This is a genomic window from Hymenobacter baengnokdamensis (assembly GCF_008728635.1).
Taxonomy (GTDB): domain Bacteria; phylum Bacteroidota; class Bacteroidia; order Cytophagales; family Hymenobacteraceae; genus Hymenobacter; species Hymenobacter baengnokdamensis.
The window spans coordinates 1739757-1752309 of record NZ_CP044285.1; the positions used below are offsets into that span (position 1 = coordinate 1739757).

Sequence of the window (12553 nt, forward strand, 5' to 3'; positions counted from 1 at the left end):
ATGAAGCACCTAGACTACACCGACCTATTTCGCGAGGCCGCCCGGCGCCACGTGGACCTGCAACACAGCGACACCGAAATGCACTTTGGGCGCCTGATTCTAACCGGCTGGCCGCTCACTAAGCTCGACGTGAGCGAGTACCTCGACGCGCAAAAGCAGAAAATGCGGCTGCCCATTCTGCTGCTGGAGAGCTACGACGCCCGCTACCAGGACAACGGCTACGACAACGTACGCAAGCTGGCCACGTCGGCCATTATCGTGCTCGACAAGGTAGGCAAAGACAGCTTCGATAAGCGCGACGAGGTGCTGGACCGGTGTGAGCGCATCGGCGAGGACGTGCTGGGCTTCGCAATCGAGCACTATCGCAAGCAGAAGCTTAAGCTCGACCCCAACACCATTTCCAGCGAGAAAGTGGGCCCCATCGGCGATTTCCTCTGGGGCGTGCGCTTCAATTTTTCCTTGCCCAGCGTGGCCAACTCCCCACTAGCCTATCAGGCTGCTAAATTCTTACCCTAAATGGCTGGCGAACGGTTTGCAAAAATCACGATTCAGGCGGCGCTCTCGCACGACATCAGCGTGCGCGGCGCCCAAACGTATGCCCTGGATTTCGTGCTGGCGGGCACCACGCTGGAGATACGGCGGGGTGGAGGCGTGGGCGAATTTGTAGTGCCTGACCCCGAGGACGCGCACGTGGGAGAGCAGTATGTGATGCAGTGCGTGCAAAACATGCTGAATGTGCTAGGCCCCGCCATTTTCTTCCGGGGCTTGCCGTTTGTCGTGAGCGCCCCGCGCGCAGCGGGCACCAAGCCCGACCCTTATAGCTCGACGCCTATGCCGGTCGTTGAGTTTGACATTGAGGCCACTACCTACAGCGCGGATAACACGCTGGATTTTACGAACGGCTATGCCAACGAGCCTGGCTTTGTAGTAACGAGCCGGCAAACGAATATTTCGCCGGTCTTCGCCACGGCCGACGTAACGCCGGCGCTGGTATACGGCACTGCCACCGGCGCCATTACGATTAATGCCACCGGTGGCTCCTACCCGGCCCCCGGCCTCTTTCTCTACGCCTGGGCTGATGGTGCCCAGAGTTCCACGCGCACGAACCTGACGGCCGGCACGTATCCGTGCGTGATAAGCGATTTCAGCTCAGGCGCCAGCATTGCGCTATCCATCGTTGTTGCCAGCGACGACCGGCTAGACGTAACCGTACAGCGTGTGGGCCGCAACGTCACGCTGGTTATTGCCGGTGGCGTGCCGCCCTACGCGGTGGTGTGGGCTGACGGTAGCACCGACCTGGTGCGCAACAACCTGCCCCCCGGCACCTACCTGGCCACCGTGACCGACGCGCACGGTGGCCAGGTGACGGTGACGGTGACCATTACCGACTTCGATGTTTTCTACTTCAGCCGCAACCCCGTCACGCTGGCCCTTCAGGCCACCGACCTGGCCAGCAAGCCCAACCTGAAGTTTTTGTGTGAGGTGCAGGTAGAAACGGACTATTTGAGCGGCAATTTCGTCAGCGTGGCCGGCGTGCTGACCCAGCCGGCCGACGCGGCCGGGGCGACCGTGTTTGACGTGAGCACCCTGCTCGATTCCTACGTGCAGCCCGCGTTCCCGGTGCACGGCGAAACGGGTTTGGCGCTCGCGCGGCCGGCATTTTGCCGCTTCTACCTTCAGCACTCGGAGCAGTGGGATGGTAGCGGCGCCCCCCTCTACGTAACCCGTGACACGCACTACCTGGTGTACGGCGGCCTCGACTTTTTTGAGCAGGCCACCCAAAGCTACTTTACGGTGTACCGCCCTAGCGTCCACCCCTTTCTGAGCTGGGAACCTACCCAGAAGGAGGTATTTGCCGACCAGCCCGAATACCTCTACTACCACCACGACAGCGCCACGGTAGACACGTTTGCGCTACTGGTGAAGTTTTACTATGCGGATGGCACAAGCAGCACCGCGACGCTGGGCCAGCCCACCGGGGTGCTGCGCTTTGAGGTGTGGCGCGCGGCCGTGGGCCTGGCCCAGCTGCGCGCCGTGCTGGGCAGTGCCCTGGTGTCGGCCCAGGTCGTGGCCTGGGACGTGTACGCGGCTACGGCTACGGGCGGACTGCTGACCGAAATTCGTAGCTACCAGCTCAGCGAGGAGTTGCCGGCCAACCGCCGTTATTTCCTCTATGCCAACAGCGTGGGCGGCATCAACACGCTGGCCACGACAGGGAAGGGCAAAATCGAAACCGATTTTGCCAACGTCCTGGTGCAGCGCTCGCTGCAACCGGGGTACGATGCCAACGCTGGCGAAACCTACACCGGCAGCGTGTCGGGCGTGCCGGTGCAGCGCGTCAACACCGGCTACCTGGGCCCGGCACAGATGGACGCCTTTACCGATTTTCTGCTCAGCGAGGAAATCCGCCGCTACGACGCCGACCGCTACCGGCCGGGCTCGCTCCAGCCGGCCACTACCCTGCTGCTGCAAGACGACGACACCGGCCTGCTAACCGTGGAATTCGCCTTTGTGCTGCCCACCCAGCGCCGCTACACGCCCACTCTGCCCCTGCATTTCTAGCCATGCCCCTTACTAACCTTGATTTTCGGCTGGGAGATGAATCGCTCGACCTGGCCGCTGAAACGGAAATTCAGCTCGAAATCACCAGCCCGCTGTTTGAAACCGACACGCTGCCCGGCACGCTGGTATATCCGTTCACGGTGCCCAACACGCCGAAAAATCGGCGGATGCTGGGCTTTCCGGGCTTTCTGGCCGTAGCTGGCGTGCGCAATCAGTTGTTTGTGTGCGACTTCTACCTGCTGGGCGTGCGCTGGCGGCGGGGCCAGCTGAGCGTGGTCAAGCGGTCGGTGGATGGTTTCGAGCTGAGTTTTAAGACCGATGTGGGCGACGTGAGCACCCAGCTAACCGACGTGCAGCTGAGCGCGCTGCCCTGGCCCACGGTGCCGCTGGTGCTCACGGCCGGCGGCGCTTGGCCGGCCCGCGCGTATGCGCTGCCCAGCGTGGCCAACAGCCTGTTTGTGCCCGAGGCCAGCGTGGCTACGCTGGGCTACCAGGGCGTAGTCAATGCTTACGCGGGGGGCCAGTACGACACGACCCAGCCCGTGGTGCCCATGCCCTATCTGCGCACGGTGCTGGAGCAGGTGGCCAAATTCATCGGCTACTCGCTGGCCGGCACCTTTTTCGACGACGCCGAACTGCAAGCCCTGGTGCTCTACGCCAACCAGGCCGTGGACGTGGCCACGGGCCTGGTACCGCTGGCCGGCCAGCTGCCCGACGTGACGGTGCCCAGCTGCCTGCTGGCCGTTCGGGCGCTGCTCTGCCAGTGCTGGCTGTTCGACCCCGTGCGCCAGGTGCTCACCATTGACGCGCTGCGCGACGTGCTGGCCAGCCCCGCCTACGTGGATTGGACCGACCAGGCGGAAGCGGCGTTTGAGTGGGAGCCCAACGTGAGCGCGGGCTATACGCTGGAGCAAAAATTGGACGGCGGCGACGACCTGAGCAAGAACGCGCCCGCCGACGAGTACCAACTGAAGATTGGCGGCGCCAAGGAGGTAATTCAGGTAGATGTTAGCTCGCTGGCTATGCAGGCGGGCCCACGCACGCCCACCAGTACCGCGCCGGCAATCCTGCTGCCCGTGACGGTGCAGAAGGGCAATACCCCCGCCCTGCCCGCTGAGTCGGACAACAAAACCACCTTGCGGCTGCTGTTTGACCGGGGCGTGCAGCACGATGCGGCCGGTAACGCGTACCCGCTGGCTTCCGCTGAAGCCGTGGCCTATTCGGGAGCCAGTACCGGCAACTACTCGCTGCGCTGGGCGGGCCCCAAGGGTCTTTACCAGGTGTGGCACCAGGATTGGCTGGCATTTCGCTCGCGCACCGAGCTAATTACGCGCGGCATTCGGCTGCGCGTGGCTGATTTACTAACGCTCGACCCGCGTCGCAAGGTGCTGATTCGGGCGGCGGAAGGCACGACGCTCGCCTTTTGGCAGCAAATCCAGGTGACAATTTCCCAAAAAGATGGCATTCAGGTAGCCCAGGTGCCTTTTTATAAAATCTGATGGAACCCCTCGACGCGCCGCACTCGCAGCGGGAAATGGGCGAGGCCTGGGCCAAATTCGTGATTGAGCGCTGGGTGGGCGCGCTCGAAAAATACGACATCGGCGGCGGCATTCCGGGCGATTTGGAGCGCAGCTTTCGCGCCCAGGTCGAAGTTGACGGCAACGGCGATTTGCAACGCATCGAGCTGGCGTACCTCTACTACGGCCTGTTTGTGGATATGGGCGTGGGCCGGGGCACCAAGAACGGCGACCAGCGCGATAACTCCGATTCGCGCAAGCTCATGGGCAAGGTGCGCGGCAATGCCCGCCAGGCGAAGCCCTGGCTCACCAAAACGACCCCCGGCCAGCTATTTAAGCTGGGCGATTTACTCCAGATAGACGCGGCCGACCGGGCGGGCCGCATTGTCATGCAAACGCTGCCCCGTGAATTAAATATCGACTTATAAAACGTGCGTTATGAAAACCTCTGCTACCCTCAAAAAGCTAGAAAATTATTATATAGAGCAGATAAGGCCGCTGCAAAGCGAGCTTAAAACCTTGCCGATGGGTTCGCCTGAGTTTGCCCAGGTTCAGCAGCAGCTGCGCGCGCACAGTGCCGAGCTGCACGAAGTGCGAAAGGTCCTATTCGACCTGGCCAACGACCCCCGCCTGCGTAGCCTTTAGCCTTATAAAATCTATCTTGTATGGCATCTGATAAAGACCAACGGACCATTGAGATTATCGTGAATGGCCAGAAGGCCAACGCGAATCTCAAGGAGATGGAGGGCGCGGCGCGTGCCCTCAGCTCACAGCTCAAAACCCTGGCCCCTGGCACCGCCGAGTTTGTGGAGAAAAGCGCGCAGCTGCGCGAGGTAAAGGCCAATTTGACGGAGGTAAAAGACGCTATTTCTGGGGTTACCCGCGAGCAGACGCTGATGCAGGAAGGCTTTACCCGGATGCTGGGCGCCGTGGCGCCGCTGGAGCTGATTTTCAAGGCAATCGAGTTCGGCAAGGAGTCGTTCGACGTGTTCAAGGAAGGCAAGCAGGCGGCGGCCAGCCTCGACGTGACGCTTCAGAGCACTGCCCACGCGGCCAACATGAGCCGGGAGGCCCTCGACCAGCTGGCCGAGAGTCAGCAGCACAATACGCTGTTTACCAAGGATGCTACCCAGAACGCGGAAAGCCTGTTGCTAACCTTCACCAATATTAAGAAAGGGGTATATGAGCAGGCGCTGCCGGCGATTGAGGACATGGCCACCAAAATGGCCAACGGCGGTGAGGTTGACCTTAAATCGACTGCTATTCAGGTCGGCAAGGCGCTAAACGACCCCATAAAAGGGATTACTGCGCTGAGCCGGGTGGGTGTCACGTTTACCGAGGGCCAGAAAGACTTGATTAAGAGTCTGATGGAACAGGGCAAGGTGCAGGAGGCCCAAAAGGTTATTCTGGCCGAAGTCAATAAGGAATTCGGGGGTTCAGCCGCCGCTGCCCGCAAGGCGGCCGGCGCCCAGGGCGATTTTAAGGAGTCCATGCACGAGTTGCAGGAGTCCGTTGGTAGCCTCATTTCGGACGGCTTGCAGCTGCTCTACCCTATCATTCTCCAGTTGGTCACCGGTGTGCTGGTGCTGGCCAACGGGCTGCGCACCATGCCCGCGTTTATCAAGGAAAACAAGGAGCTGTTTATTGCGCTAGGGGTAGCCCTGGTGTCGTTGAATGGGGCCAATATTGCGGCGGCGGCCTCGTCACTGGCGGCGACGGCAGCGGAGAAAGGTCGGGCAGCGGCCACCAAAGCGTCGGCGGCGGCGGAGTGGCTGCTGAACGCAGCGATGAAGGCCAACCCCATCGGCCTGGTAATCGCGGCCGTGGCGCTGCTGGTAGGTGGTTTCGTGAAGCTCTACAACAGCAGCCAGACCGTGCGCGCGGGGATTGCCGGCATTGCGGCGGCGGCCAGCGCGTTTTTCGAGAGTGTGAAAAAAACGGCTATGCAGTCGCTGGGCGGGCTGGCCGAATTGCTGGAGGGCGTTTTTACGTTCAACATTTCCAAAATCAAGGCCGGCGCCGCCGCGCTGAAGGATAGCTTCGGCACCGTGGGCAAGGATACCGCGGCCGCATTTCATGCCGGTTACCAGGGCAAAATCGACCAGGAGGCGGCGGCGGCTGAAGCCGCCCGGAAGGCAGCCGGAAAAAAGAAAGTCGAGGAAGCCGGTGCACAGGGCACGGCCGAAGGGGAGGAAGAAAATAGTGCCCAGCGCAAGGCGCGCGAAAAACGCGAGAAGGAAGCAGCAGCAGCCCAGAAAAAAGCGGAGGCGGCGGCTAAAAAGCACCAGGCGGAGCTGGAAAAGAGCCGGAAGGAATTTCACGCGTTGGTGCTCAAGGCGGACGCCGAATTTGAGAAATTGAAAGTGGAGGCAATGCAGGACGGGCTCGATAAGACCCTGGCCAAGCTGAAGCTGGAGCGTGACCAGGAATTGGTGGGGCTGGAGGAAAAGCGCAAGGCAACGCTGGCCAACGTGGCCGCCAGCGCGGCCGATAAGCAGCACCTGCTGGAGCAGTATCACCAGACCGCCCTGATGGCTGAGGCCCGCTACCAAACCCAGGTAGCGGATGCGCGCGCCAAGCAGGCGCAAAAGGATGCGGCCGACCGCAAAAAAGCCCGTCAGGATGAATTTGCCGGGCTCGATACCGACGAGCAGGATAAGCTCGTCGTGCTCGACAACGGGTGGCTGGAGCAAAAGCTGCACCTGCAAAAACAAACGCTGGAGTATATGGTAGCCGAACAGGCGCGGGCCGATGCGGAGTTGAAGCTGCGCAAGAAAACCGCCGCCGCGAAGCTGGCCATTATTCAGGCCGATAGCAAGGCCGAAATCAAAGAAGTCCAAAAACTAAAGCAGGATTTGCTTAAAATTGAAGACGAGTTGGCCACCAGCGAAGTAGACGGCGAAAAGCGCATTACCGAGTTTAAAAAACAGGAGGCAATCGACCGCCAAAAAACCGAGATGGATTTAGCCAGTGCGAAAATTCAACTGGGGAGCGACGTGCTCGATGCGGTAATGAGCCACCTCGACCAGGAGGGCGCGGCCTACCAGACGGCCCAGGCCCTGCGCAAGACGCTGGCGTTGGCCGAAATCGGCGTGAATTTGCAAAAGCAGCTTACCAACAATGCCGTGACGGCCAGCGAAATGAATACTGCGCTACCTGGTAGCGGCACGGCCTTTCAAATCGTGAACGATGCGATTGCCGTCGTGGGAGCTGCGGCCGCTGCGGCCAAAGTTGCGGGCTTTGCGGGCGGGGGCTTCACCGGTGCCGGCGTTGGCCAGATAGATGCCACCGGGCACCGGGTGGCCGGCGTCGTGCATGATAACGAGTGGGTGGCGCCCAAGTGGATGCTAGCCACGCCCAAATTCGCGAACGTCATCGGCTACCTGGAGGCGGAACGTCGGGGCTACGCAACTGGCGGCTACACCGGCCCGGCCAGCTTGCCACCCAGCGCGGCGGGCGGGGGTAGCCAGGCCGATGGTGCCACGGCCGCCGCCGTGCAGCAGCTCACCCAAATCATGCTCGAGCATAACGACCGCATCAACACCTGGGCCACCAACCTGGGCGTTGACTACCACGCGGGCAGCGCGGAGCGCGTCATGCAGCAGCGCCAGCAGCTCAAAAGCGGTGCCGGTCTGGGTGGGGGTAGTGTTAATTAAAAAGCCCGGCCGATTGGCCGGGCTTTTTTGTGTTCAAAATACTCTCTCGAAAAACGTCTCCAAAAACGCCGTTTTGGGGGAGCTGGGTGGGGTGCCAAAAGTGTTCAAAAAAGAAATCTATTTTGAACACTATCTTGGGGCATGAACTTTCGTCGAAAGCCAAAGACTAGACGCCCGGAGCAAATTGCTGACTTGGTGCTAAAGCATCTTCATGAGAGAGGAGTATCATCAGAGTTATTTTTTCTAAACGATTTTCTATCTAAAAAAAATATCTATAAAGATGTCGCCCTCTTAAAGGCTGTGTTTCAACTCTTGTTGGATGAGGAGCTGATTAAAGAGAATAAGGATAGTAGGAGGCTGTCTGCATTCGGGTACGACTTACCTAATCAAGTTGCCACATCCCCAGAAAATACATTCCCTGAGATAAAACTTATTCTTTATCCAATAGATATTTCTGTAAAAGGCAGGTATTTTGTAAGTCATGGGCAAAGCCTAGATAAGCAAGGGGTTGCCGAAGCTCTGGAAAATGCCAAAAAATGGCGCGAACGAAGATTAAACTTTTTAATAGCGCTCATAACAGCTATTGCTGTCGTATGTGTGACTGAACCTATTAAGCGCTATTTCGCCCCTGACAAGGCAAATATTCAAAATGCGAGTAGCCCTTTACGCCCGCGTCTCAACCCGCGATAGAGACCAGAACCCCGAAAACCAGCTCGTGCTGCTACGCCGCGAAGCTGAACGCGCCGGCGACACGATTATAAAGGAGTACGTCGATGAGGAATCTGGCGGCAAGGCTAGCCGCAAGCAATTCCAAATGCTGATGCGCGATGCCAGCAAACGCCACTTCGACCTGGTGCGCGTCTTTGCCCTCGACCGCTTCAGCAGCCAGGGTATCGAGGCGGTATTCGAGTACACCGCTGCGCTCGACCAATGCGGAGTAGCCTTCTGGAGCTACTGCGAACCGATGCTGAATACCACCGGCCCGATGGCTGCTTTATATAAGGCCATAATCGCGTGGGCCGCCGGCTACCGCAACGAGCGCCACAGCGAGAACGTGCGCCTGGGCCAGGCCCGCAAGCGTGCTCAGGTGGAAGCCGCTGGCAAAATCTATCAGCACGGCCGACGCCCGCTAGGGGAGGAGGTGGCCAGCCGGGCCCGCGAGCTGGCTGGCCAGGGGCTGAGCCAGCGCAAGATTGCCGCCACGCTAGGAGTGTCGGTGGGCAAAGTGAACAGCTACCTGAATGCCCCTTGAGCCAACGGTATATTTGTCGCGAGATAAGAAATAGCACGCGGCTTTCCATGTACAGCTGCCGCTGAATCTTTGAATAAAAACCCCGGCCAATCGACCGGGGCTTTTTATTTCTTAAACCATTTCTCCCATTCATCGGCCTTCAGCGTGATGCCGGTGCCCGGTTGGCCGCCGGCAGTGGCCACAAGCACGGTGCCTTCGGGTTGTGGGGTGCCAGTGTAGCGCTGGCCAATCCGAAAACCGGCATCACGCTGAAGGCCGATGAATGGGAGAAATGGTTTCACCGACGTAGGTGCGGGTCGTTGCGTTTTGCTCCATAGTGTAAAGTACGGGCCTATAATTTTTCGATATCCATTGCGTCGAGGCTGGCAATCGCATCGGATTTCATCTCGTCATCGACGTGCACATATTTCATAGTGGTCGAAATCTTCTTGTGGCCCAGCAGCTTCTGCAATATTTCGGCCTTGCCGCCCAACCGGATGAAGTTGGTGGCAAAGGTTTCGCGACCGACGTGGTGGTGCAGCTTCGTTTCGATGCCCAACTGCACGCCGATGGCCGTGAGCGCACGATTCTCATATTGGTCGGCATAATCGCGAAAACCGGCGCCGCCTTCCTCTTCCTGGGCATCGACCAAGTAGCCCAGCGCTTGGCGCGTGAGCGGGAGCATACTAGCCTGAAGGCTTTTGCTCCAGCCTTTTTGCATTTCGAAGGTGAGGCGGTTACCCTCCAGCTGCGCGTTGCCGATGTTTTTCAGGTCGCCCAGGCGCAGACCTGATTTGCAGCTGAATAAAAACTTGCATAGGATGCGGCGCTGCGGCGTGCCTGGGGCGCAGAGCACATAGTAGGCCTCCAGCTTGCGCAACTCGTCGGGTGATAGCGGTAACCACTTGCCCGGCCCGCTTTGGTTGGTGAAGTCGGCGTAAGGATTCTCGAATTTTATTTTATCACGCTTGGCCAGAGCCAGGTAAGTTTTTACATCCTTGTGCCGGCCCCAACGGGTGTTCAGGCTTTTAATTCTTTTGTCGAGATATTCTTTAAAATCATCGGCGAAATCAATTGTGAGGGTGTGGAAGGGAATTACTTCACGAAAGCGTTTTAATTCGCGCCAGGTGCTCAAATGATTTTTGCGGGTATTATCGGAAATCTTACCCTTGCGGTGACGCTCGATGATTTTATCATGGAAATACTTGGCGAAGTCGGTTTTGCTGCCTTCCGTATTGTAGTCCTGCAAAAACTTGTCGGCCGTGAGCACCGTGCTGCTCAGCCGGGCCTCGACGAAAATGCTGTTGGCCTTCGCCTGGGCCTGGCCGATGATGAGGTTATAGTCGCTGGCCAGCTGAGCTAGCCCCGCGCGGCCGCCGGCCGCCGCGGTGGCGGCCTCAAGCTGGGCGCCATAGCCGGGCCCGCGCTCCTTCGCCGGCAGCAATGCGACGCACCGCCCTGCTTCCTCGTCGAATAGCGCGGGCGGCCAGGCCACCTTCAGCGCCACCGGTACCGAGCGGCCGTTCAGAATTACGATGAGCCGCACCTGGCAGGTGCCATCCTTACGCGCCGGTCGACGCAATACCACGTTCGCGGAATAGCCCATGTTGGTCAGTGGTTTTTTTCTTGGTCAGTAAGTGGTCAGTTGGGGTAGGCCGAAATTGGGAAAACCCCCTTCTCAGCAATGCTGAAAAGGGGGTTTTTAGTGGTTTGGAGGCTGTTTTAGGGTCTCCTAGTACCCAGAGCCGGGGTACCGCCAGGTCACCATCTACTGCATTTAATTCATTGGCAAACAGTGAGTAAATGAGTAATTAAATAGTAAAAGCCTAATGCTTAGTGACCGTATCAGTGACCCCGTCACTACAAACCCTCCGGCACGAGCCGCATGGCAAACCGGTTGGTGATTTCCAGCAGCGTCTGCTTCAGCAATTGTGAGTCGCGTGCCATATCCTCCATGAGCCGGTACATCCGCTCGTGGGCCGCGTTGGAGTTAGCCGGGATATGCCGTGTCAGCTGCCCGCGCACCTGCCAGATTTCCACTACCCGGTCAAAAGCGATGACGTAGGGCTCGTAGAACGTATTGTCCGATAGCATCTCAATCGGCTTGCCTTCTGGCAGCGGTCCGCGCAGACGCTTGCAGATGAATTCATCTATCGTCTCGATGATGTAGACGTGACCAGGCTTCACTAGGTCCCAATGCTCCACGAAGTCACAGAGCAGGTAGTCGCCGCGGCCAATGGTCGGCTCCATGCTGTCGCCATCTACCTCAAACGCCCGGTACGTCTTGCCATCAAAGCCTGGCAGCTTCAACGTGCCATACTCGCGTAGCACGTCCTTGTCCTTACCCGAGCGGAAGTAGCCGGCCTGGGCCTTAATCGGCACCACCAAGATTTCTTCCTCGTTATTATCCGGGTTCACTGCAATGACGGCGGGCATGCGCCCCGAATCTGGCGTCGGCCGCTTCAGCGCTACTACCGCCTCATTCTGTTGGCTAGCCTCTTCCCGCGCTGGCTGACTCGTTTGCTCATCCCGGTGCATCGGCCCCACGCCTTTTAGGAGCCAATCAGGTGACACATTCGGCCAGGTATTCATTAAATCGAGCATCGTCTCGTAGCTCGGCTTCACTTCATTTGCGATAAGCTTGTAAAGTTTAGACGCCCGGTCGTAGCCTAATTTTTTACTAGCTTCATAGGTACTCATCTGGTTTTCAGCAATGAGTAGCTTTATGCGGTCACCAATCTGAGTTGCTTGTTGCATAATTTGACAGGTCAGGCCGACCCTTATTGTTTGCTTTATGTTGTAGTAGTAGCCTACATTTGGAGCGTAGTCGCAACAAATATAACATACTACAACAAAAATGCAAGAGCCAACCAACAACTTGCTACCGGAGCAAATCAAAATTCCGGCAGTCGTCCCCTTAGACGACCCTAAGCCCGCCACCTTGCGCGACATCTTCGCCAAACTCGGGCCCCGCAATAGCAGCGTGCGCCGGGTAGTCGAAAGCCTTGCCGCCCGTGGCATTGTCTACACCACCTCCGCCGTGTACCAGGTAGTACAAGGCCGGGTGAAGAACTCGGTTATCGCCGAGGAATTTCTGAATGTGGCCGAGGCCGAGTTCCAGCACCGCCGCGACCTCGAAGCCCGCACCCAAACCCTCGCTTCCTAAGCCATGCACGTCGCCGTAGTCATTCCCGAGCAGGAGTGGCGGGCGCTGCTGGCCGACGTGCAGCGGCTCAAAGCCAACGAGGCTGCCCGCGCTGCCGCCCTACCTGCCCCGCCCGACCCCAACGAACTGTTCACCGTGCGCCAGGTCGCCGACCTCTTCCACATGTCGCTCGATGGCATCCGCAAGGCCCGCCGCCAAGGCCGGCTCTCCGGCGTGCGCCTCAACGAAAAGGAGTGGGGCTTCCGCCGCTCCGAGCTAGAGCGCTACCTGAAGCGCTATAACCGCCCGCAGTTCGCCCAAGCTGCTTAGCGCTGGCTAGCCCGCATACAATTAGTGGTGTTCTCGGCTCCCGTCTCCTTGGGCTTCGCCCATAAAGCGAACCGGGGCTGGAGGTGAAGTTTCACCACCCGCGCAGCATATC

The 12553-nt window shown here is 59.0% G+C and carries 13 protein-coding genes; 10 read left to right on the forward strand and 3 right to left on the reverse strand.

What is annotated here, in order from left to right:
• The 8 genes from F6X24_RS07365 to F6X24_RS07400 all read left to right on the forward strand — a co-directional run bounded on the left by F6X24_RS07365 (nucleotide 1) and on the right by F6X24_RS07400 (nucleotide 8987).
• Nucleotides 1–516, forward strand: coding sequence for a BTB/POZ domain-containing protein (locus F6X24_RS07365; protein WP_151087392.1), 516 nt, complete (start codon nucleotides 1–3; stop codon nucleotides 514–516).
• Nucleotides 517–2562: a SprB repeat-containing protein gene (locus F6X24_RS07370; RefSeq protein WP_151087393.1), complete on the forward strand. Its 2046-nt coding sequence runs from the start codon at nucleotides 517–519 to the stop codon at nucleotides 2560–2562. It abuts the gene before it with no gap.
• 2 nt (nucleotides 2563–2564) lie between these two features.
• Entirely contained in the window at nucleotides 2565–4061 is a 1497-nt protein-coding gene (locus F6X24_RS18920) for a hypothetical protein (RefSeq protein WP_191906492.1), read from the forward strand.
• On the forward strand, nucleotides 4061–4507 hold the full coding sequence (locus F6X24_RS07380; protein WP_151087394.1) for a hypothetical protein: 447 nt from the start codon (nucleotides 4061–4063) through the stop codon (nucleotides 4505–4507). Before F6X24_RS18920 ends, F6X24_RS07380 begins: the two co-directional genes overlap by 1 nt.
• A 10-nt stretch (nucleotides 4508–4517) precedes the next feature.
• Nucleotides 4518–4724 carry a hypothetical protein gene (locus tag F6X24_RS07385; RefSeq protein ID WP_151087395.1) on the forward strand — a complete coding sequence of 69 codons (207 nt, stop codon included), beginning with the start codon at nucleotides 4518–4520 and terminating at the stop codon, nucleotides 4722–4724.
• Nucleotides 4725–4744: 20 nt separating this feature from the next.
• On the forward strand, nucleotides 4745–7735 hold the full coding sequence (locus F6X24_RS07390) for a hypothetical protein (RefSeq protein WP_151087396.1): 2991 nt from the start codon (nucleotides 4745–4747) through the stop codon (nucleotides 7733–7735).
• 141 nt (nucleotides 7736–7876) lie between these two features.
• A complete protein-coding gene (locus F6X24_RS07395) occupies nucleotides 7877–8425 on the forward strand; it encodes a hypothetical protein (protein WP_151087397.1) in 549 nt (182 codons plus the stop codon).
• Nucleotides 8385–8987 carry a recombinase family protein gene (locus F6X24_RS07400; RefSeq protein WP_151087398.1) on the forward strand — a complete coding sequence of 201 codons (603 nt, stop codon included), beginning with the start codon at nucleotides 8385–8387 and terminating at the stop codon, nucleotides 8985–8987. Before F6X24_RS07395 ends, F6X24_RS07400 begins: the two co-directional genes overlap by 41 nt.
• 104 nt (nucleotides 8988–9091) lie before the next feature.
• On the opposite strand, the gene F6X24_RS18925 is transcribed toward F6X24_RS07400, so the two are convergent.
• The 3 genes from F6X24_RS18925 to F6X24_RS07410 all read right to left on the reverse strand — a co-directional run bounded on the left by F6X24_RS18925 (nucleotide 9092) and on the right by F6X24_RS07410 (nucleotide 11723).
• Entirely contained in the window at nucleotides 9092–9268 is a 177-nt protein-coding gene (locus F6X24_RS18925; protein WP_191906493.1) for a hypothetical protein, read from the reverse strand.
• A gap of 50 nt (nucleotides 9269–9318) precedes the next feature.
• Entirely contained in the window at nucleotides 9319–10572 is a 1254-nt protein-coding gene (locus F6X24_RS07405) for a tyrosine-type recombinase/integrase (RefSeq protein WP_151087399.1), read from the reverse strand.
• Between the two features lie 254 nt (nucleotides 10573–10826).
• The gene (locus tag F6X24_RS07410; protein ID WP_191906494.1) at nucleotides 10827–11723 is read right to left on the reverse strand and encodes a LexA family transcriptional regulator; all 897 of its coding nucleotides are present in this window, start codon (nucleotides 11721–11723) and stop codon (nucleotides 10827–10829) included.
• A 100-nt stretch (nucleotides 11724–11823) separates the two neighbouring features.
• On the opposite strand from F6X24_RS07410, the gene F6X24_RS18930 reads away from it, so the two are divergent.
• Nucleotides 11824–12132 carry a hypothetical protein gene (locus tag F6X24_RS18930; protein WP_191906495.1) on the forward strand — a complete coding sequence of 103 codons (309 nt, stop codon included), beginning with the start codon at nucleotides 11824–11826 and terminating at the stop codon, nucleotides 12130–12132.
• A gap of 3 nt (nucleotides 12133–12135) precedes the next feature.
• Entirely contained in the window at nucleotides 12136–12441 is a 306-nt protein-coding gene (locus F6X24_RS07415) for a helix-turn-helix domain-containing protein (protein WP_151087401.1), read from the forward strand.
• The last annotated feature ends 112 nt before the right edge of the window (nucleotides 12442–12553 follow it).